This window comes from Algibacter sp. Ld11 (genome assembly GCF_045066735.1).
GTDB lineage: Bacteria > Bacteroidota > Bacteroidia > Flavobacteriales > Flavobacteriaceae > Algibacter.
In genome coordinates this window covers 89,266-110,255 of the sequence record NZ_JBISHH010000023.1, presented here as the reverse complement: position 1 = coordinate 110,255, position 20,990 = coordinate 89,266, and the positions used below count along the sequence as shown (strand labels likewise).

The 20,990-nt window shown below is 34.0% G+C and carries 17 protein-coding genes; 6 read left to right on the top strand and 11 right to left on the bottom strand.

The window, feature by feature from the left end; all coding sequences use genetic code 11:
- Positions 1-100 precede the first annotated feature (100 nt).
- The 4 genes from ACJJV4_RS09860 to ACJJV4_RS09845 all read right to left on the bottom strand — a co-directional run bounded on the left by ACJJV4_RS09860 (position 101) and on the right by ACJJV4_RS09845 (position 4,072).
- Positions 101-838, bottom strand: coding sequence for a LytR/AlgR family response regulator transcription factor (locus ACJJV4_RS09860; protein WP_405293927.1), 738 nt, complete (start codon positions 836-838; stop codon positions 101-103).
- The gene (locus ACJJV4_RS09855) at positions 838-2,688 is read right to left on the bottom strand and encodes a tetratricopeptide repeat protein (protein WP_405293925.1); all 1,851 of its coding nucleotides are present in this window, start codon (positions 2,686-2,688) and stop codon (positions 838-840) included. The genes ACJJV4_RS09860 and ACJJV4_RS09855 overlap by 1 nt, the downstream gene beginning before the upstream one ends.
- A gap of 92 nt (positions 2,689-2,780) precedes the next feature.
- Positions 2,781-3,470, bottom strand: a complete 690-nt coding sequence (locus ACJJV4_RS09850) for a DUF2490 domain-containing protein (RefSeq protein WP_405293923.1) — start codon at positions 3,468-3,470, stop codon at positions 2,781-2,783.
- A gap of 38 nt (positions 3,471-3,508) precedes the next feature.
- Entirely contained in the window at positions 3,509-4,072 is a 564-nt protein-coding gene (locus ACJJV4_RS09845) for a DNA-3-methyladenine glycosylase I (protein ID WP_405293921.1), read from the bottom strand.
- 320 nt (positions 4,073-4,392) lie between these two features.
- On the opposite strand from ACJJV4_RS09845, the gene ACJJV4_RS09840 reads away from it, so the two are divergent.
- A complete protein-coding gene (locus ACJJV4_RS09840) occupies positions 4,393-5,013 on the top strand; it encodes a thioredoxin family protein (RefSeq protein ID WP_405293919.1) in 621 nt (206 codons plus the stop codon).
- Here the strand turns inward: ACJJV4_RS09840 and ACJJV4_RS09835 are convergent.
- Genes ACJJV4_RS09835 through ACJJV4_RS09820 form a run of 4 tightly spaced genes read right to left on the bottom strand, consistent with a single transcriptional unit; the run spans position 5,010 to position 8,341 of the window.
- A complete protein-coding gene (locus ACJJV4_RS09835) occupies positions 5,010-5,726 on the bottom strand; it encodes a hypothetical protein (RefSeq protein WP_405293917.1) in 717 nt (238 codons plus the stop codon). The two genes, ACJJV4_RS09840 and ACJJV4_RS09835, sit on opposite strands and share 4 nt — an antisense overlap.
- Positions 5,727-5,778: 52 nt before the next feature.
- The gene (truB, locus tag ACJJV4_RS09830; protein WP_405293915.1) at positions 5,779-6,471 is read right to left on the bottom strand and encodes a tRNA pseudouridine(55) synthase TruB; all 693 of its coding nucleotides are present in this window, start codon (positions 6,469-6,471) and stop codon (positions 5,779-5,781) included.
- A gap of 1 nt (position 6,472) precedes the next feature.
- Entirely contained in the window at positions 6,473-7,267 is a 795-nt protein-coding gene (locus ACJJV4_RS09825; protein ID WP_405293913.1) for an undecaprenyl-diphosphate phosphatase, read from the bottom strand.
- Positions 7,268-7,318: 51 nt separating this feature from the next.
- Positions 7,319-8,341, bottom strand: a complete 1,023-nt coding sequence (locus tag ACJJV4_RS09820) for a LacI family DNA-binding transcriptional regulator (RefSeq protein ID WP_405293911.1) — start codon at positions 8,339-8,341, stop codon at positions 7,319-7,321.
- Between the two features lie 140 nt (positions 8,342-8,481).
- Between ACJJV4_RS09820 and ACJJV4_RS09815 the strand changes: the two genes are divergently transcribed.
- From ACJJV4_RS09815 to ACJJV4_RS09800, 4 genes are all read left to right on the top strand, one after another.
- Positions 8,482-11,184, top strand: coding sequence for a TonB-dependent receptor domain-containing protein (locus ACJJV4_RS09815; protein WP_405293909.1), 2,703 nt, complete (start codon positions 8,482-8,484; stop codon positions 11,182-11,184).
- Positions 11,185-11,283: 99 nt separating this feature from the next.
- Entirely contained in the window at positions 11,284-12,585 is a 1,302-nt protein-coding gene (locus ACJJV4_RS09810) for an MGH1-like glycoside hydrolase domain-containing protein (RefSeq protein ID WP_405293907.1), read from the top strand.
- 119 nt (positions 12,586-12,704) lie between these two features.
- The gene (locus ACJJV4_RS09805; RefSeq protein ID WP_405293905.1) at positions 12,705-14,351 is read left to right on the top strand and encodes a sodium:solute symporter family transporter; all 1,647 of its coding nucleotides are present in this window, start codon (positions 12,705-12,707) and stop codon (positions 14,349-14,351) included.
- A gap of 11 nt (positions 14,352-14,362) precedes the next feature.
- On the top strand, positions 14,363-15,484 hold the full coding sequence (locus ACJJV4_RS09800) for a glycerate kinase (RefSeq protein WP_405293903.1): 1,122 nt from the start codon (positions 14,363-14,365) through the stop codon (positions 15,482-15,484).
- Between the two features lie 69 nt (positions 15,485-15,553).
- Here the strand turns inward: ACJJV4_RS09800 and ACJJV4_RS09795 are convergent, their stop codons facing one another.
- The 3 genes from ACJJV4_RS09795 to ACJJV4_RS09785 form a co-directional block, all read right to left on the bottom strand.
- A complete protein-coding gene (locus ACJJV4_RS09795) occupies positions 15,554-15,808 on the bottom strand; it encodes a DUF3098 domain-containing protein (protein ID WP_405293901.1) in 255 nt (84 codons plus the stop codon).
- Between the two features lie 73 nt (positions 15,809-15,881).
- Positions 15,882-16,760 (bottom strand): cell division protein FtsX, encoded by an 879-nt coding sequence (locus ACJJV4_RS09790; RefSeq protein WP_405293899.1) that lies wholly within the window; start codon positions 16,758-16,760, stop codon positions 15,882-15,884.
- Between the two features lie 117 nt (positions 16,761-16,877).
- Positions 16,878-17,792 carry a DMT family transporter gene (locus tag ACJJV4_RS09785; RefSeq protein ID WP_405293897.1) on the bottom strand — a complete coding sequence of 305 codons (915 nt, stop codon included), beginning with the start codon at positions 17,790-17,792 and terminating at the stop codon, positions 16,878-16,880.
- Between the two features lie 175 nt (positions 17,793-17,967).
- Here ACJJV4_RS09785 and ACJJV4_RS09780 point away from each other — a divergent pair, with 175 nt between their 5' ends.
- The gene (locus tag ACJJV4_RS09780) at positions 17,968-20,949 is read left to right on the top strand and encodes a leucine--tRNA ligase (RefSeq protein WP_405293895.1); all 2,982 of its coding nucleotides are present in this window, start codon (positions 17,968-17,970) and stop codon (positions 20,947-20,949) included.
- Positions 20,950-20,990: the final 41 nt, after the last annotated feature.

Sequence of the window (20,990 nt, the reverse complement as noted above, 5' to 3'; positions counted from 1 at the left end):
AAATTTTAAGGTTATTTGTTTATTTACCTCAAAACTAAGACTAGAATACGATGATTTTAAAACCGTTTTATATGTGCCGTTTTACGTTTTGTATTTGCATTTATAGTGCGTCTAAAAGTTGTTTTAAATACGATTTTTTTCGTGTAGCGACAGGTATTTTTTCGTTGTTTGTTAGGGAGACTGTGTTGTTGGTGCTAATCGTTTTTATGTATTTTATATTTACTAAATGCGATTGGTGTACGCGAACAAAAGTGTGTTCGCTTAAAATGTTTTCGTAGTATTTTAGATTGCGCGCACTCATTATTTTTTTGTCTGTGGTATGGAATGTAGTATAAGCACCATCAGCCTGGCAACGTACTATATCTTTTATTTGAAGAAAGTGTTGAGCGTCTGCAGTTTTAATTAAAAGCGTTTGCTGGTTTTCTTTTTCGTTAATTTCCGAAACTTTATCTATTGCCTTCTTGTAAACCTGTTCTTTTTTAAAAGCAACTCTAAAACGGTCTATACATTCTGATAATTCTTCCGAATCTATTGGTTTTAGTAAGTAATCTATAGTGTCGAATTTAATGGCTTTTATTGCAAATTCGTCATAGGCTGTTGTGAAAATTATTTTAAAAGCAATACTCTCTAAAGCTTCTAAAATTTGAAAGGCATTGCCGCCAATTAACTCTATGTCTAGAAAAACAAGATCTGGTGTTTGACTTTTTAAAAATGTTATGGCATCGGTAACATTATCGATTTTAGCAATAACCTCAATATCTTTTTGGGTATATTTAATAAGCTTATCTAATGTGTTCTGCGCATTAAACTCATCTTCTATTATAATTGCTTTTATCATTAAAATTTCAATTTAAAAATTACTTCAGTGCCTGTTGGGGTGTTGTTTTTATCAAGTAAATCCTTGATTTTAAAAGTTTTTTCTTCACCCTTTTTTCTCATTTTTAAACGCTCTATAAAAATAGATGTGGCATGTAACTCTTCGGTAATTTTTTCTTGTTTTGCTTTTACAGAGCGACCTAATCCGTTATCTAGAATTATAAATACCAAGTCTTTTGGCTCTTTTTCGATTTTTATAGTCAGTTTACCGTCTTCTTTTTTTTCTTTTAAGCCATATTCTATAGCGTTTTCAACAAAAGGTTGTAATAGCATTGGTGGTACTTTTATTTCAGATTTATTTAAGGCATCATCAATCTCTATGGTGTAAGTAAAGGCATTATTAAAACGTAATTGTTGCGTTTCAATGTAATTAGAAATCATGGCAACTTCTTTATCTAGCGCAATAGATTCTTTTTTAACGTAGTCGAAATTTTGCCTAATTAATTTAGAGAATTTCGCGATGTAATTAGACGATTTTATGGGGTTGCCTTCCAGAGTTATATTTTGAATAGCGGCCAAGGTGTTAAATATAAAATGAGGATTCATTTGCACACGCAGTAAGCTTTGTTCTAGTTTAGAAGCTTTATTAGCAGCTCGTAATTTGGTGTTGTATACGTAAAATGCAGTGGCGATAAGTACCATTACACACAGTAAAACTGCGCTAATTAAAAGCCATTGGTTTCTGGAGTTAATTTCTTTTTGATGATTGATTTCGGTTTCTTTTTGTTTTACTTCGTAATTTACGTTTGCAAAGTTTAAAAGTCTATCTTTTTCTATTCGGTTCACGTTTAGTTGCAAGCTATCTCGAACTATTTGGTTGTTTAGAGCTTTAACATAGTCTCCAGCCATAATCGCTATTGCTATGAGTTTATCTCTTACCTCTATTTCCTCTTTAATGTTGCTATTGGCTTTGTAAATTTCTAAAGCTTTTTTAAAATTAGCGGCTGCCGAGTCATTTTTTTTTGTTAGTAAAAACATATTACCTAAACCCTTGTAAGGAGCAGCATTAATAGTGTTTATGTTTTTGTTTAAAGTAATAGAACCTCTTAAAAATTTTTCTGCACTTTCGTATTCACCGGCCTCTATATAGGTGTAGCCAATATTGTTTAAAACACTAACAATGGTTTTCGGGTTGCCTTTAGATTGACTTAAAGCCATAGCTTGCGAGTAGCTGGTTAAGGCCTTGTTGTATTCCTTGAGTTGTAAATAAACACTAGCAATATTGCTTTTTATAGCTATTATAGAAGTGGTATCTGTGGTTTTGGAGTAAAGGCTGTCGGTTGCTTTAATGTAATGCAATGCTTTATCGTAATCTTTTAATTTGAAATGTAAACTAAATAGTTGATTATAAGCTTTGCCTTCTATGCGTTTATCACCTATTATTTGCGCTATATGCAAGGCTTTTAGGGCGTAAACTTGGGAGGTTTCAATATCACCCATATGTAAGGCTGCACCACTTAATGTAATTAAGGATCGTCCTTGGTTGAAGTTATCTTTTAATTCAGAAAATAAGGCGTAAGCTTGTAAATGTATATTAAGTGCTTCATGATATTTATCGTTTAGGTATAAAGCTTCCCCTTTATTAAATAATAACATACCACGCTCGAGCGTAGTTAAATTATTGTTATCAAGTAATAGGCTGTCTAATTCTAGAAGTGATTGTTCGGGCTGTAATTGGGAGAGGGTATCTAATACCGCAAGTCTATTTTTTATGTCAGGACGAAGCGTATCTTGCCTAGAACAAGTAGAAAAAAGTATAAAAAAAGAAATGACAACGCTAAGTTGCCAAAGGCTTTTGTATGTTGAAATCATAAAAGCAAAGCTCGGTGTTATTTGGATGAGCTAAAGTAAGGAATCATAAAGGCTTATTAAAGGAATTTAGCTTTATGTTTTCTCTGATATTTTTAAATTCTTAAAGTTGCAGATGTTAGTATGAATAAATTATTTTTTGCTTCTAAATTAAATGCTTCAAGCCTATGCTCTAATCCTGTTTTTAATTTTAAATCTTCAGTAATTTGCCAGCCAATTTGTGTTGTTAATCTAACATCTGTTTCTGGCTTTTGCAATTTGCTCAAACTTAATAATCCTTCAAGGTAGCTTATCAAAAAAGTTTCTCCTATGTCTATGGTTTCACCGCATAAGGGAATGCTTGTAGAAAACCGGTAACGTTCTCTGTAAATGGTTTTAGCTTTTAGAAAACGTTGTTCAGTTCTAAATCGATGACCATATTTAAGTCTCTTTTTTTGTTTATTGTAGCTGTATTGCTGCATAATGCGCAACTCGTTGCTACCACTGTTAAAAGGCGTTCGTGTTCTGTAATACACACCTAAACTAAGCGAATTATGCTTGTTTAATTTTAATTTTGAAAAATGAAAGGCGTCAATTTGTTGCTGTTGGTATTGGGTGTTAGTGTTTTGGTATAAAAAATAACGAGATCTTAGTGTGAAATTTAGAGTGTAGTCTTTAGATATACCTTTATTTAGGCTGAATGCCGTCTCTCCTAAGGCGCTAAAATTTTCTTGACCAAAACCATTACATGTTACAAACAGGAATATTAGAGAAGGTATGATTTTTAAATGAAAAGTGCTTGACATTTGGTAATTCTATTTTTTTATAAAAATGATTTTAGAAATCATACTTCGGAATATCTAAAACATTTAGTTTCATGGTCGTTAATCATTCCGGTAGCTTGCATGTGTGCATAAACAACAGTAGAACCAACAAATTTAAAACCACGCTTTTTTAAGTCTTTACTTAAAGCATCGCTAATTACTGTGTTTGCTGGTGCATTTTTATAATAATCAACACTGTTTTTTATAGGTTTTCCATCTACAAATGCCCAAATGTATTTACTGAAACTTCCAAATTCTTCTTGGATTTTGATAAAAGCCTGAGCATTAGTAACAGTGGCCTTCACTTTTAGTTTATTGCGAATTATACCAGCATCTAGAAGTAAATCGTCTATTTTGTTTTGGTTATACGCTGCAATTTTTTTATAATCAAAATTATCAAAAGCTTTTCTGAAATTTTCTCGTTTCCGTAATATCGTAATCCAGCTCAAGCCCGCCTGAAAAGTTTCTAATATTAAAAACTCAAAGAGCGTACTGTCATCATAAACGGGAACACCCCATTCTTCATCATGATAGGCTTCATATAAAGTATCTCCTTCGCACCATCTGCACCGGTGTTTTGTCATTTTAATTTTGAATTTAAATGTATTATCTCTTTGTACTACACGAATGTTTAAAATTTTAAAAGAACAGGCAAAATACAAAATGATATTTAAGGCCCATAGATTGTAGTGATAAAGATTTTTTACGAGTTTTATGTTTTCTTATAGATTAACGTGTTCTATAACAAAAACCACAATAAAGAGCATAATAAAAGCAATGAGCAAAAGCCTTAAATTTTTTAGCTAATTCAAAATAGTGTAAGTTTTGTAATTAAAACATGACAAAAGTCAGCATAAATCAACATACAAGATACTAATTTTGTAATAGTTAAAAAAAGAATATTATGAGTAATTCAATTATAAATTCCGGACTTAAAAACAGTATAACCTACCAAGTATATAGAGATTTGGTTAAAAAATTGGTGGACCAAAACGCAAGTACGGGCCCCGTGCAAAATGACGATTTAGCTAATTATACGAAACTTAATGATCGTAGAATGAAACGTTGGGATAAAACGATTAAAGTTAGCGAGGACGATAGAAAGCGTATTGAATCTTTCGGAAAAAAGACCACTTGGCTAGTTATTACAGAGAGTTGGTGTGGAGATGCAGCGCATGTTTTACCAGCAGTAAATAAAATTGCAGAGTTGAACGATAATATAAAGATGAAAGTAGTACTTCGGGATGAAAACTTGGAGCTTATGGATACGTTTTTAACCAATGGTGGTCGCGCAATACCTAAAGTTATTATGATAGATGATGCTACAGGTGAAGTTTTAAATACTTTTGGACCAAGACCAAGCGAGGCAACTAATCTAGTGAATAGATTTAAGGCTGAAAATGGAGGTTTAACTCCGGAGTTTAAAGAAGATCTGCAGTACTGGTACAATAAAGATAAAGGTCAAAATATAATAAAAGATATTACTAAAACACTCTCGGAAGTAGCTTCTGCATCTGCAGTTTAATGCTTCCCAATAAAATTGAAGGTAATACTTCCAATTTGAGATGCCTTGGAACCATCGCTATTAAATCTCGATTTTTTAGCGTATTCCAAGGCATGTTTTATTAAACAATCGTTGGAAGAGTTTGAGGAGGTGTTTAAGTAGGCATCAGTAACATTTCCGCTAGAATTTACCGTAATATTAATAACCACTTTACCATCTACTTCACAAAGATAAACAGGGATAGGTATGTAGATTTTTTTTCTATTAGTTAGTGAAAAGCTTATAGTGCTTTTAGAGTTGTTATCCGTTTCGTTTTGTTTTTTTAGTAAATCGTTTACTTTATCGAAAGAAGAGCGTTGGTCTTTGTTTAGCTTCGATTCTATGGGCTCGTATTTTTTTGCGTAAGATTCTGTGGTGTTTGGGCCGTTAGTTTGGCTTTGTGGTACATAATCTTCTGGAGGAGCAACCGTTTTATAAGCCTGCGCAAAATGTTTGCTTTTTTGAGTTTCATTAAAAGCAGAATTAGTTTCTGCTTTAGTATTGTTAAGCTTTTCCAGAGTTTCAATCATTTTAACTTCCTCTTCGGTAACTTCTTTTTCAGGTTCTAGCTCGTAGTAACTTTCGGCTGCTAATTCGTTTTGCTGTTTTAGCCCCATATTGAAAACAGTAAGCACTACGGTTCCAGAAATTAGAAGCGTAATAAGTAGAGCTTTATGTTGATCTGTTAGGTTCAAATCGATGGATTTAAGAGCAAATATTTAATAAATATACGGAAAAGTAGCGAATCTAGACTTTTAACGAAGCGATGAAGTCGTCAATAGAGACACCGTTTTCAACATTAAAGTCTCCAATTTTTGTTCTTCGTAAAGCCGATAAATGAGCGCCAGATTGAAGTGCTTTTCCAAAATCGTGTGCCAAAGAACGTATGTAAGTGCCTTTACTACACACTATTCTAAAATCGATATTTAAACCATCAATTTTTGTGATTTCGAATTCAGAAACATGCACGGTTCTTGATTTTATCTCAACAGTTTCGCCCGCGCGAGCATATTCATATAAACGTTTTCCGTCTTTTTTTAGTGCTGAAAATATAGGAGGAAATTGCTCAATATCTCCGGTGAATTGTGTTGTAGTACTATGAATTAAACCCTTAGTGATATGTTTCGTTTCAAAAACTTCATTCACTTCAGTTTCCAAATCGTAAGATGGTGTTGTGCCTCCTAAAACAAAGGTGCCTGTATATTCTTTTATTTGACCTTGGAAGGTATCTATTTGTTTGGTCATTTTTCCCGTACAAATAACCAATAATCCTGTTGCTAAAGGGTCTAAAGTTCCGGCATGACCAACTTTTATTTTTTTAATGTTGAAAGCTTGGCGAATTTCCCAACGTAGTTTATTAACCACCTGAAAAGAGGTCCACGTTAAAGGCTTGTCAATAAGTAGAACTTGACCCGCTTGATATTCTTCGGCTGTTTTCATTTTAATTTAATAAAGCGTAAATAATAGCAATAACTCCAACAACTAAGCAATAAATAGCAAAGTATGACAGTTTGCTTTTCTTTACTAAAGAAATCATCCAAGTACATGCAAAAAGCCCAGCAATAAATGCTGCTACAAAACCAATAGAAAGCGCTGTAAAGTTTCCACTATCATAAGTTAAATCACCACTTAAAACATCTTTGGCAATTTTACCAAAAATTAAAGGTACTACCATTAAAAATGAAAAACGAGCTGCTTTTGTTTTATCGTTTCCTAATAAAACCGATGTAGAAATAGTAGCTCCAGACCGAGAAATACCTGGTAACATAGCTATAGCTTGGGAAATACCAATAATAAACGCATTTTTAAAAGTTACGTTTTTGTTGGTGTCCTTGGCTTTATCGGCTAAATAAAGTAAAACAGCAGTAATAATAAGCATGCAGCCTACGAGCAAAATATTTCCACCAAAAAGAGATTCTAGTTGTTCTTCAAAAAATAAGCCAACGATTACGGCTGGAATCATGGAAACTGCAATTTTTGCTATAAACTGTAAATCGTCGTTCCACTCAAATTTTAAAGCTCCCGTTATAAGGCTCAAAATATCTTTTCTAAAAACAACTATAGTACTTAAAGCTGTTGCAAAGTGTAATACTACAGTGAAAAGTAAACTTTCTTCGGGTACTGAGTTATCGCCTAAAATGGCTTTTCCTAACTCTAAATGTCCGCTTGACGAAACGGGTAAAAATTCGGTAAGTCCCTGAATAATACCTAGTATAATTGCATCTATTATTTCCATGGCGCAAAAATATTAAAATTGAAGTAGTAAAGGGATAAACTTTTAAAAATTTTAAACTTTAAAAGTGGAATCTCTTATTATTAAAGTTCCTTTTATTTCAATTAATTTATTCGATACGCTCTCTTCTTGGTTTTCAATTTCATCTATTAAATATTTTACAGCATTTTTACCAATAGTTTCTCCGGGTTGATCTACGGTTGTAAGGTTCGGTTCTATAACAGTAGACCTTCTTGAATTACTAAAACCCACTACAGCAATTTCTTCTGGAATTTTAATGTTGAATTTTTTAAGTGTTTGTATTACGCCAATAGCAGCACTATCGGTAATTGCAAAAATAGCGTCTGGCGGGTTTTTTATACTCAATAAATGGTTTGTCATTTGGTTTCCATGGTCAGTTGAAATATCATCTACGCTTATAATTAATTTCTCGTCAATTTCTAATTGGTTTTCTTTTAAAGCCGATAAGTATCCTGCATAGCGCTTTTCTGAAGTATAGGAGAAATCACGTTCCTTAATAATAGCAATACGTTTTTTGCCAATATTTATTAAGTGCTCAACAGCGTCATGGGCAGCTTCTTCATCATTTATAGTAATTTGAGTACAAGGTATTTTATTCGACACTTTGTCAAATAGAATAAGCGGAATTTTATTCAGTATTTTTAAAACATCATCTATATCTCGCGTCATTTTAGTTAGAGATACCAAGATGCCATCAACCCCAAATTGTAGCATAGTGTTTAGCATTTCTGTTTGCTTAATCGGGTCGTTGTTTGATTCTGAAATAATAACACGATAACCTTTAATAGCAGCTTCTTCTAAAATTCCCCTTACCATGGTTGTTGTAAAATAATGGGTAATGTTAGGCACAACCACACCAATAATTTTGGTTTTTCTATTTCTAAAACCTTGTGCAAAGATGTTGGGGACATAATTTAAGGAATCAGCAAGCTTTTTTACTTTCACTTTAGTTTCTTCACTTATATCAGGATGATTGCTTAGTGCTCTTGAAACTGTAGATGTCGACAAACCAAGCATTTGCGCTAATTTTTTTAATGTTATAGCTTGCTTTTTCATTTAAATTTTATCTTTTTATCAAAAATATACAAAAAACAAACGTTCCCGCAACCGTTTGCGTGAAAATATGATAATTTTTTGGAACTTTTTATGTGTATATCGTTATAAATTTGGTTAAAAATTAACTAAAACTAAATATTATGACCAAATTAATTTACACACTACTATGTGTTTTTAGTATTTCTACAGTGTTTGCACAAACAGACATTGCGGGAACAGTAAAAGACAATTCGGGTGTTCCTGTAACTGGAGCAAACGTTTTAATTGAAGGAAGCTCTTCAGGAGCCACTACCGATTTTGATGGTAATTATAGTTTCACCACGAGCACTTCTGGAGCTCAAACTATTGTCGTATCTTTTTTAGGGTATGAAACGTTAAGGCAAGCCGTAACCTTGAGCGGAGGTGCAATGACTCTGGATTTTGTTATGGTTGAAGGTGGAAACACTTTAGATGAAGTTGTATTAACGGCATCTTCTACATTTAGGTCTCAGAAAGAAACACCAAATTCAATTTCATCTTTAAAGGCTCAAGAATTAACGCGCTTGAATGCGAATAGCCAAGCAGATATTGTGGCGTCTATTCCAGGTATTGTTGCCGATGGTGGAGGTGGTGAAGCTGCTACAAATATATTTGTTAGAGGATTGCCTTCAGGAGGACAGAACGATTTTTCTCCAATACAATATGATGGATTAACTTTGGCTGGTTATGGATTAAGTTCTACAGCTGGTGATGTGTATGCTAAAGTGGATCAAGGTGTTAAAGGTGTCGAGTTTGTACGTGGTGGTTCTTCTATTTTATATGGTGCAGGTTCTACTGCAGGTGTAATGAATTACATTTCGAAAACAGGAGATACTAACGACGAAAATATTATAAATTTTGAGGTTGCTACAAAAGGAAGAATAAAAGGTGAGTTTTATTCTGGTGGTAAAGTAGGAGGCGAAGATTCCAATACATACTATGCTGTTTCTGGATTTGTGCGTAAAGATGATGGTCCTTTAGATTTTGGATTACCAACAAAAGGGTACCAACTTAGAGGGAATTTGAAAAAGAAATTTGAAAACGGATCTTTTACATTCTATACGCAGTTTATTGATGATAAAGCACAGTTTTTATTAGGTCTTCCATTGGATGGTGATTCTAGAGAGCGAATAGCTGGTAATGATGGTGAAACTGTTTATCAATTAAATTCTTCTCACGTTAGAAATATTAGTTTTTTAACACCTGCTGGAGAGTACAGAAGTCCAATTGGAGATGGTGTACATACTAAAGGTTTTTATGCTATGGGTGTTTTTGATTATGACTTAGGAAACGATTGGAAAATTAATTCTAAAGTAAAAGTTTCCGATTATGTTAACAATTTTGGATTATATGTTGCTGCCAATGGTACTGTAAATGCGCCTGCTAATTTAAGTGATTATTTAGATGCTTATGGGTATAGTGGTGCAACAAATATTAATGCATCTTACGTTGGAGGAACAGCGCTTGCTGCAAACGATAGGGTAATCGATAATTTAAATATTGATAGAAACAGACCTATTACAGACTTAACAGGAGAGTTTAGTATTACTAAAAAATTAGCTGGTGATAAAGTTGAGCACAATATTACTTTAGGTACGTATTTAACATCTTCGCAAGGAGAGGATAATAACTGGCAGTATAGAACATTGTCTGCTTTTAATGATGCTCCAGAGTTAGTAAACCTTTCGTTTACTGATGTTAATGGAAATGATGTTACTCTAGCACAAAATGGATTAACTGCGAGATTAGGACGTACGGCTGCCACTTTTCTTACTCAAGATAGAACTGCGTTTTATTTAACCGATGAGATGGTTTTAGATAAATGGCGTATTGATGTTGGTTTACGTGTTGAAAATCAAAAAGCAAGTAGAGAAATTGGAAGTATAGCAACGCAACAAGTGTATACAGATGCTGGTTTAACTTCTGCATTGCAAAATGTGGGTTATGCAACAGGCGAATACAGAAGAGCTGAGGTAAATACTACCGGTTTTGCTGCGTCTTTAGCTGCACTTTATAAAATTAACGACAAGTTAAATGCTTATGCAAACATGTCTAAAGGGTATTTTTTTCCGCTTACTAGAAGTATAAATGTTATAAGTAATGATGTTATAGCAGGAGATTATAAGCCTGAAAACATTTACCAAGTGGAGACAGGTTTAAAATATGGGAGCAGTAAGTTTTCTGGAACCTTTGCCGCTTATTACACCACACTTGTAGATCGTGTTGCTATTCAGAGATTAAATTACGGTGGAACTATAGGGACAGTAGATGGAATAAAAACAATTCAAGACACAAAAACACTTGGTATGGAAGTATCATGGTTATGGAAGTTTGCCGAAAACCTTTCGTTTAACGGAAACTTTACATACCAAGGTCACGAGCTTAAAAAAGATGAAAGAACAGTATTACAATCCGGTACTGTAGATGGTGTAGTTTTAGTTGAAGGCGATGTTACAAACGGAGCAAATGTTGGAAAGCAATTAAGAAGACAGCCAACTGCATTATCAACATTACGTTTTGATTACGATAATAAAAAGTTAGATGCTTTTGCTTCAGCAAACATTAGGGGTAGCCAATTTAATGATGATGCCAATTTAGTTGAGTTAGATGGCTTTACTGTATTAAGAATTGGTGCTGGATACACTATAGGTTTTGAAGATGATAAAAAATTAAGATTTGGTTTTTCAGTTTATAACTTAGGAGATAGTCAAGGTTTATCAGAAGGAGATCCTAGAGCATTTTCGCAATCAACAACACAAGACTTTTTTGTTGGTCGCCCAATATTACCAAGACGAGCATTTTTCAACGCTACGTTAACGTTCTAAACGTTTAGTTTGTTTTAACCTTTAGTTAATAGGTTAATTTAGTTACTCACCACTTATTGGTTAAGTGTTTAAGTGGTGGGTTTTTTAAAAAAATAAAATATGAAAGCATTACAAGAGAGAGCTCAGGCAGTTCTAAACAACAATTTTAAAGAAGGATTTAGTATACCTTGCGCAAAATTATACCCATTTCAATGGTTTTGGGATTCAGGCTTAATTGCTATTGGTTTTGCACATTTCGATATGCAAAAAGCAGAACAAGAAATATCAACACTGTTAGACGCACAATGGGAAAATGGCTTTATTCCGCATATTATTTTCCATACAGATACCGATACGTATTTTCCTGGACCAGATTTTCATAGGTCTGATTTACATCCTCAATCTTCTAAAAAATATAAATCTACAGGGATGACACAGCCACCTGTTACAGGTTTTGTTTTAGAGGAAATGTATAGAGTAAGTGAAAATAAAGTGGCTACATTAAAGTATATTCAAACAGTCATCGATAAAGTTTTCGATAACCATAATTACTTTTTTACAAAGCGTGACCCGCAAAATGAGGGCTTAGTTTATATTTACCATAACTGGGAGTCAGGCACCGATAATTCTCCTATTTGGGATGATATTTGGGAAACTATGGATCCGCCAGAATATACTTTCGAACGTCGAGATACTACACATGTTGATGCTGCTGAAAGACCATCGAAAAGGGAATATGATCATTATTTATACATTATTGATATTGCTAAAGAACATAATTATAGCGATGAGAAAATAGCTGAATTATCACCGTTTTTAGTACAAGACCCTTTGTTTAACGCGATACTGATTAAATCGAATCAAAGTTTAATTAATTTGTACGAATTATTGGGAGATTATTCTAAAGCGGAACAACTTAAACAATGGCAAAATAAAAGTGTAAAAGCTTTTAATAATAAGTTGTTTGATAAGGAGCTAGGTGCTTATATTCATTACGATTTACGGAATGAAAAACCACTGCGCTATTTATCATCTTCATCATTTTCACCTTTATTTGCAAACATTCCAAGTAAAGAGCGTGCAGATGCTATGGTGAAAGTTATGATGGACAAATTTGGAGGAGATCAGCAATATTTATGTGCTTCTTTCGACCCAACGAGTGAGCGTTTCAACCCTAAAAAATACTGGAGAGGTCCTGTATGGATAAATTTAAACTGGATGCTATATAAAGGTTTAAAGCAATATGGTTTTTCTGAAATAGCAGAACGCGTAAAACAAGATACCATTGAAATTATTGAGAAAAATGGATTTTATGAGTATTTTGATTCACGAAAAGATATGCATAAAGAAGGAAAAGCAGGTTACGGAGGAAACGATTTTTCTTGGAGTGCCGCATTACTTATAGATTTATTGAACGACTAATTAAAATGCTTCGATTATCTTAAAAAAAACAAACTAATAAGACATTTGAAAATAAAGGGTTTTAGTTATAAATTAAAACCCTTAATTGCATAAACCAACTAACCACAAAAACTAACATTATGAATTGGCTTGATTATAGTATCATCATATTTTATATCGTATTCTTTTTAGGAATGGGCTTTTTCTTCAAAGACAATAAAGATTCGAAAGATTATTTTTTAGGTGGCAAAAGCATGGGCTGGTTCCCTTTAAGTCTTTCAACTATGGCTACCCAGCTTTCTGCAATTAGTTTTATTTCGGCCCCAGCATTTGTAGGGTTAAAATTAAATGGCGGCATGAAATGGTTAACCTTTGAATTTGCAGTTCCGTTGGCGATGATATTTATAATGATTGTAATAATTCCGCCTTTATTCAGGTCTGGGGTTGTTAGTATTTATGAGTTTGTAGAAAAGCGTTTTAGCACCTCCACAAGGTTAATTCTAAGTATCGTTTTTCAAATAAGTAGAGCATTAGGAACCGGAGTTATGGTTTATACTATTGCCATTATTCTGCAAGCTGTATTAAATATCGATTTTGTTTACACAATTTTAATTATTAGTGTTATTACTATTATTTATTCGTGGCAGGGCGGCATGAAGGCTGTCGTTTGGGGCGATGCTATACAGATGATTATTTTATTCGCGGGTTTAATTATATGTCTGTATTATGGATGGAATTTATTACAAGAACACGGTGGTTTAGAAGCTGGATTCGATCCTGAAAGGTTAAAAGTTGTCGATTACAATTTAGGCGTAGGTGAAGGGAATGAATATGGTTTATTACCGATGATTCTTGGTGGGTTCTTTTTATACGCGTCTTATTATGGATGCGATCAAACGCAAGCACAGCGTATGCTATCTGCTAAAGACGAAAAAACCATTAGAAGCCTTTTATTGGCCAACGGGCTTTTAAGATTTCCGGTTGTTTTAGTATATTGTATCATGGGCTTAGTAATTGGTGGGTTAATTACACTTGCTCCAGATTTTCTAACTGAAATTGCAGATACAACTCAAAGACACTTTCCAGATGAATTTGCGCAGCACGGTATAAAAGCCGATTTAATGGTTCCGGTGTTTATTCTTAAATATTTACCACATGGTTTAATTGGGATATTAATGGTAGGTATCTTATCAGCGGCCATGTCGTCTTTAAGTTCAACAGTTAATTCACTTTCCGCAGTGACCGTAGAAGATTTTTTTAACCGTGGTGATGTAAAATTAAGTACGAAAAAATACATGATGATTTCAAAAGGGTCTGTTGTGTTTTGGGGCGTAGTTTGTATTGCAAGTGCCTTTCTTTTTGGGGGTAGTAAAAATGCCGTTATAGAAATAATTAATGCTATCGGTTCTGTTTTTTATGGTCCGGTATTGGTAACGTTCTTTTTAGCATTCTTTTCAAAAAAAGTGAATCATATAGGTATGAATGCGGGTATTATTTCGGCAGTTTTAATTAACTTAATGTTTTCAAAAACAATTCAAGAGTTGTTTCATATCGATTTAGGCTTTAATATTTTTTGGATTTGGTTAAACTTTACAGGCGTTATCATCGCGCTGGTTGTAGCTTATGTAGTAAGTGCATTAACTAGTAAAACTAAAGTAAAAACCATTTCTAATTTTAATGTGAGTATTAAAAAAGAAGATTTTATGATTAAAGAGGTTTATATACTTCTAGTGTTTTTCGTTTTTATACTTGGTTTAAGCTTTTTTCTTCCTTCAATTTTAAGTTAAATATTTAGATTATGAAAATTGTACTCGCACCAGATAAATTTAAAAACTCTTTAACCGGCATGGCGTTTTGTGAAGCGGTAGAATTAGGTGTTAATGCCGTGAATCCTGATGTAGATATTTTAAAATTGCCTCTCGCCGACGGTGGTGATGGCACAATTGAAGTGGTTAATTTTTACTTAAAAGGTGATGTGGTTGAGGTTGATGTGAGTAATCCGTTTTTTCAGCCAATAAAAGCCAATTATTTATATGCTGAAACATCTAAAACAGCTTTTATTGAAATGGCGGAAGCTTCTGGCTTAAAACTTCTAAAACGTAAGGATTTTGATTGTAAAAATGCAACCACATTAGGTACTGGCGATATGATTTTGGATGCCATAAATAAAGGGGCACGAACCATTATTTTGGGTATAGGAGGTAGTGCTACTAATGATTGTGGGATTGGTATGGCAACAGCTTTAGGCTATCGTTTTTTAGATGAAAAAGGGAAAGAAGTTACACCTACGGGAATCAATTTATTAAATATCAAATCTATTGATGCTACAAACGTACACCCAAATATTAGCGAAGTCAATTTTAAAATAGCCTGCGATGTTACTAATCCTTTATATGGTGAAAACGGTGCAGCTTATGTTTATGCTGCCCAAAAAGGAGCGAAGACTAGGGATATCACTTTGTTAGATGAGGGTTTAAAATCTTTTTCTAAGATAATACAAGCCGTTTTTGGTGTAAACGCGCAAGAGATTCAAGGGGCAGGTGCAGCCGGTGGAATGGGTATAGCTTCTAAAGTGTTTTTAAAAGGCACTTTAGAGCGTGGTATTGAGCTTATAAAAGACTTAGCTCAGTTTGATGAGCAATTACAGGGTGCCGATTGGATAATTACGGGAGAAGGCAAGCTAGATACACAAACCATGTCTGGGAAAACCATACAGGGCGTGCTATCTTCCGCGAAAGCGAAACAAATAAAAGTCGCTGCCTTTTGCGGGGCTATAGATTTAGAAAATAATAAAGCGAAAGATTTCGGCATAGAATATACCGATGCCGTTGTTAATTATTCAAAGAATTTAAATGACGCTATGAGAAATTCTAAAGATTATGTAGAAAAAATGGCTAAAAAGTTTGCTCAACAATTATAGAAAGGCGCTTTTGTTTATAAACCTATTATTTCCACGATAGTAGAAATAACATTATTAAATACTAAAAATTTAATTTTTATCAGGATTCAATAAAATAGCATAAACCTGAATGCCAAACCCAAGAAGAATTAGCATTGGTGCTAAACGTATACGTCTCCAACTAAAAATTTCTGGATTAAAAACTGCAGGGTCGTCGCTACCACCACCAGACATTAAAATAAAACCAAGAGCAATAATTGCTAAACCAATAAACATGAATTTATAGTTTTTCTTGCCAAATACAAAGGTGGCTTTTGCTACTTCTTTTTGTTTTTTATTTTCCATAATGTTTGTAAGTGCTGCAAATTAACAGAATTAATTCAGAATTTCTGTTAATGTTGTTTTAAATTTCTTGAGCCTAATAATACAGTTCGTCCGTTTTTAAATTCAAGAAGCGCTGTGTTGCAAAATGTGTGCTTATCCAAGTTATTAAAATACCAAGACCAAAAATGGCACCAAATAGAATGGCTATTAAAATTGGGTTGCTTAGTAATTCTAATTCGGCAAAAGTTCTGTTTAAATAATAAAGAACAACCGCCATTCCAATTATTGCTATAATAGCACCAATAATACCTAAACGAACGCTTTTCCATATAAATGGGCGTCTAATAAAACGTTTTGTTGCTCCAACCATTTGCATGGTTTTAATAGTAAATCGTTTAGAATATACGGCCAAACGGATAGAACTATTTATCAATAATACCGCTATAAGCGTAAAAATACCACTGATGACTAATACCCAAAAACTAATTTTTTTAACGTTGTCGTTCATGAGGTTTACTAGGTCGTTATCATAAGTCACTTCTTCTACAAAGTTTTTATTTAACGCTTCCGCTGAAATTTTTTCCAGATGTTCCGAGGTTACAAAATCGGCTTTTAAATGTACATCAATCGAGTTTTGCAATGGGTTATAACCAACAAAATCCATAAAGTCTTCGCCGTTTTCAGCTTTCATAAATTCGGCAGCTTGTTCTTTAGATACGTATTCGGTTGTTTTTACATAATCGGCCATAGCCAAACTTTTTTCAAGCTGTTTGGTTTCAACATCTTTAGCCGAATCTTTCAAATAAATGGTAAGCACCACTTGTTCTTTAAAATGATCGGATACTTTTTTAGCATTTAATACCAACATACCTAGCAAGCCTAGTAAAAATAATACTAAAGCAATACTTAACACTACAGAGAAATACGATGAAATTAGTCTGCGTTTTTGATGTTTTTCAAAAGATGAACTCATAAAAGGTGGTGATTAATGCTGTAAAAATAATAAAGAATAAGCAATCTTCATTTATATAAACAGAAACATATTGAAATTGTTGCTATTAACAATCAATTCATTTAAAATAAAAGCATGTTATACTAGTTTTTTAGGTGGTTTGCTAATAATATAAACGCCAATAACGACCATAATACAGCTTAGTATTTTTACAAGGTTAATATCTTGTGCGTATTCCGCTTTCATTAGTACAAAAGCATAAATACTTACCATTATAAAACTAATTACTGGTTGTAAATAAATGTAACTACTAGTTACGGATGGCATTACGTGGTTTAGCGCATACAAATTAAGTAAATAGGTAGTAAAGGTGGTAAATAAAACCACAAACCCAATAACTAAATAAGTGTTGGTTGTAAAGGCGTCAAAATCGGTTTCCATTATGGGTTTAATTGAAAACGGAGAAACAAAAAGAAGACCAAACAAAAACATCCAACAAATAACAGTAAGTGCATTATATTTTTTCATTAAAGTTTTGGCAAGTACCAAATAAAGTCCGTAAGAAAGTGCGTTACAAAACACCAAGAAATTACCAAGTAGCGAACTTGTGCCTTCCGCTTTATTGCCATATGCAATTAGAAAAATAGCAGCAACACCGGCAATAACAGTGCCTATAAATTTATTCTTTGTCATGCGTTCTTTCAAAATAAAAAAGCTAAAAATAAATACCAAAACGGGTGTAATCGTCATAATAATAGAGGCGTCTACGGGCGAGGTTTTATTAATGCCATGAAAGAAAAAGAGCATGTTTGCTGCTGCACCTAGTAAACCACAAATGGCTAAGCGAAAAAAATCTTTACGTTCTACTTTTTCTTTAACAAATAGAAATTTGAGTACCCAGAAAAGTACAACACAACAAACCAAACGAATAAATACAAAGGCTGTTGGACTAATTTTATGAGGCATAATACCTTTGGCGATTATGTAATTTAGTCCGTAAATAACATTGGCGCCAAAAAGGGCAAAATGGGCTTTGTAGATTTTCGCGTTCAAAGAGTTGTGTTTTTAGCGTGCAAAAGTAAATGTATCTCTTTGAAATAGCATGTTTTTTATCTGTTTTAACTTATAAAAATAAAAGATTTTTAAGTTGATTTATAAACCGTAAATTTGCGCCGAATATGGCGGTTTTAAAAACAGCCTGGTAGTAATTCGAAAATAATAAATAAGGATGATATACGATTTCAATAAAATCGAAGAAAAGTGGCAGAAATATTGGGCAACAAACCAAACTTTTAAAGCCGAAAACCAAAGCGAAAAACCAAAGTATTATGTGTTAGATATGTTCCCTTACCCAAGTGGAGCAGGTTTACACGTTGGGCATCCGTTAGGGTATATCGCATCCGATATTTATGCGCGTTACAAACGTCACCAAGGTTTTAATGTATTGCATCCGCAAGGGTACGATAGTTTTGGTTTACCTGCCGAGCAATACGCGATCCAAACGGGGCAGCATCCTGCGGTTACCACTAAGGAGAATATTGCGACATACCGTCGTCAACTCGATCAAATTGGGTTTTCATTCGATTGGTCTCGTGAAGTAAGAACATCAGATCCTCAATATTACAAATGGACCCAATGGATTTTTATTCAATTATTTAATTCTTGGTTTAATAAGGATAATGATAAAGCTGAAGATATTTCTACTTTAGTAAGCATTTTTGAAACTGAAGGTAATGCGACAGTAAATGCCGTTTGTGATGATAATATTGCGCCATTTACAGCAGCCGAGTGGAAGGGGTACACAAGTAAAGAACAACAAGCCATTTTATTACAATATAGATTAACTTATTTAGCCGAAACGGAAGTAAACTGGTGCCCAGAATTAGGAACGGTTTTAGCGAACGATGAAATAGTAAACGGTGTATCCGAACGTGGAGGTCACCCTGTTATTCGTAAAAAAATGACACAATGGAGTATGCGTATTTCTGCTTACGCGGAACGTTTGCTTCAAGGTTTAGATAAAATTGATTGGACAGATTCTCTAAAGGAAAGCCAACGTAACTGGATTGGGAAATCGGTTGGAGCATCTGTTACTTTTAATGTCAAGGATAGCAATGCTGTTATTGATGTCTTCACAACTAGACCCGATACTATTTTTGGTGTAAGCTTCATGACGCTTGCTCCAGAACATGAATTAGTGTCTCAATTAACAACGCCAGAGCAAAAAGCTGAGGTAGATGCCTATATTTTAGCAACAGCAAAGCGTAGCGAACGCGATAGAATGGCCGATGTAAAAACCATTTCTGGTGCATTTACAGGAGCTTATGCCGAGCACCCGTTTACTAAAGAACCTATTCCGGTTTGGATTGGCGATTACGTTTTAGCGGGTTATGGTACCGGAGCAGTTATGTCTGTGCCTTGCGGAGATGAAAGAGATTATGCGTTTGCGAATCATTTCAATATTCCAATTATTAATATTTTTGATGGTGCCGATATTTCGGAAGCAGCCTTTACAGATAAAGAAAAAACCGTTATCGGGAACAGTGATTTCCTTGACGGCATGAACTATAAAAAAGCTACTAAACGTGCTATTTTCGAATTAGAAAAAATAGGGCAAGGTGAAGGAAAAACCAATTACCGTTTGCGCGATGCTGTATTTAGTCGTCAGCGTTATTGGGGCGAGCCATTCCCGGTATATTATGTAGATGGTATGCCACAAATGATTGCTGCCGAACATTTACCAATTACATTACCAGAAGTAGAAAAATATTTACCAACCGAAACCGGCGAGCCTCCATTAGGTAATGCTACCGTTTGGGCTTGGGACACTAATAAAAATGAAGTGGTTTCAAACGATTTAATCGATAATGAAACCATCCATCCGCTAGAATTAAACACTATGCCAGGTTGGGCAGGGAGTTCTTGGTATTTTAACCGCTATATGGATTCTACAAACACCGAAGAATTCGCGAGTAAAGAAGCGATGGATTACTGGAAAGATGTCGATTTATACATTGGCGGAAGCGAGCATGCTACCGGACATTTACTATATTCTCGTTTTTGGCAGAAATTCTTGTTCGATAAAGGTGTTGTGCCTGTTGATGAGTTTGCTAAGAAACTGATTAACCAAGGAATGATTTTGGGGACTAGTGCTTTTGTAAGAAGACTTGATGGTTTTAAATATGAAAAAGGAAAATTTGGAAGTCCTGGTTATATGTCAGGAGCTTATGATGTAAAATCAAATATATTGGTTTCAGAAAATCGTGCAAATGATCAAGAGTTTCTTAAGGAGTTAATTGTAAAATATAAGCCAGAAACTGAGAATTCTATGAAATCATATGATAAGATAATTGAAAGTCTTGATGAATTTAAAATTGAATTGCGTCAGGGTATTCACGCTGATGTCGCTTTTGTGAATTCTTCAGATGAATTAGATACTGAAGCTTTTAAGAATTGGAGAGAAGAGTATAAGAATTCTGAATTTATTTATGAAGAAAATGGAACTTTTAAAGTAGGCCGCGAAGTCGAAAAAATGTCGAAATCGAAATACAACGTCGTAAACCCTGATAACATTGTTTCAGATTACGGAGCAGACAGTCTGCGTTTATACGAAATGTTTCTTGGGCCACTTGAGCAATACAAACCATGGAATACGGCCGGAATTACAGGCGTGCACAACTTCCTTAAAAAACTTTGGAAATTGTATGTGGATGATAACGGATTGAAAGTTACAGACCAAGCAGCAACAAAAGACAATTTAAAAACACTTCATAAAACTATTAAAAAAGTTCAAGAAGATATCGAGAATTTCTCGTTCAATACATCAGTTTCAACGTTTATGATTGCCGTTAATGAGTTAACAACTCAAAAATGTACATCTAAAGCTATTTTAGAACCATTATTGGTATTGTTATCACCTTATGCGCCACATATTGCAGAAGAGTTATGGAACCAATTAGGGAATAGCGAATCTATTTCTACAGCGGCTTTTCCAGCATTCGATGCCAGCCACTTGGTAGAAAGCAGTAAAAACTATCCTATTTCCTTTAACGGGAAAATGCGTTTTACCTTAGAGTTACCAATGGATATGAGCAAAGAAGAGATAGAAAAAACCGTTTTAGCACACGAAAAAACAAAGGAACAGTTAGGCGACCGAACACCTAAAAAGGTAATTGTAGTCCCAGGTAAAATTGTAAACATTGTTGGCTAAGTCCAAATAACATATAGAAATAAGCCATCTTATTTTACAAG

What these genes read in the sequence shown, in the direction of transcription:
- ACJJV4_RS09860 (WP_405293927.1), bottom strand. Translation starts at nt 838, where the DNA reads ATGATAAAAGCAATTATAATAGAAGATGAGTTTAATGCGCAGAACACA.
- ACJJV4_RS09855 (WP_405293925.1), bottom strand. Translation starts at nt 2,688, where the DNA reads ATGATTTCAACATACAAAAGCCTTTGGCAACTTAGCGTTGTCATTTCT.
- ACJJV4_RS09850 (WP_405293923.1), bottom strand. Translation starts at nt 3,470, where the DNA reads ATGTCAAGCACTTTTCATTTAAAAATCATACCTTCTCTAATATTCCTG.
- ACJJV4_RS09845 (WP_405293921.1), bottom strand. Translation starts at nt 4,072, where the DNA reads ATGACAAAACACCGGTGCAGATGGTGCGAAGGAGATACTTTATATGAA.
- ACJJV4_RS09840 (WP_405293919.1), top strand. Translation starts at nt 4,393, where the DNA reads ATGAGTAATTCAATTATAAATTCCGGACTTAAAAACAGTATAACCTAC.
- truB (WP_405293915.1), bottom strand. Translation starts at nt 6,471, where the DNA reads ATGAAAACAGCCGAAGAATATCAAGCGGGTCAAGTTCTACTTATTGAC.
- ACJJV4_RS09825 (WP_405293913.1), bottom strand. Translation starts at nt 7,267, where the DNA reads ATGGAAATAATAGATGCAATTATACTAGGTATTATTCAGGGACTTACC.
- ACJJV4_RS09820 (WP_405293911.1), bottom strand. Translation starts at nt 8,341, where the DNA reads ATGAAAAAGCAAGCTATAACATTAAAAAAATTAGCGCAAATGCTTGGT.
- ACJJV4_RS09815 (WP_405293909.1), top strand. Translation starts at nt 8,482, where the DNA reads ATGACCAAATTAATTTACACACTACTATGTGTTTTTAGTATTTCTACA.
- ACJJV4_RS09810 (WP_405293907.1), top strand. Translation starts at nt 11,284, where the DNA reads ATGAAAGCATTACAAGAGAGAGCTCAGGCAGTTCTAAACAACAATTTT.
- ACJJV4_RS09805 (WP_405293905.1), top strand. Translation starts at nt 12,705, where the DNA reads ATGAATTGGCTTGATTATAGTATCATCATATTTTATATCGTATTCTTT.
- ACJJV4_RS09800 (WP_405293903.1), top strand. Translation starts at nt 14,363, where the DNA reads ATGAAAATTGTACTCGCACCAGATAAATTTAAAAACTCTTTAACCGGC.
- ACJJV4_RS09795 (WP_405293901.1), bottom strand. Translation starts at nt 15,808, where the DNA reads ATGGAAAATAAAAAACAAAAAGAAGTAGCAAAAGCCACCTTTGTATTT.
- ACJJV4_RS09790 (WP_405293899.1), bottom strand. Translation starts at nt 16,760, where the DNA reads ATGAGTTCATCTTTTGAAAAACATCAAAAACGCAGACTAATTTCATCG.
- ACJJV4_RS09780 (WP_405293895.1), top strand. Translation starts at nt 17,968, where the DNA reads ATGATATACGATTTCAATAAAATCGAAGAAAAGTGGCAGAAATATTGG.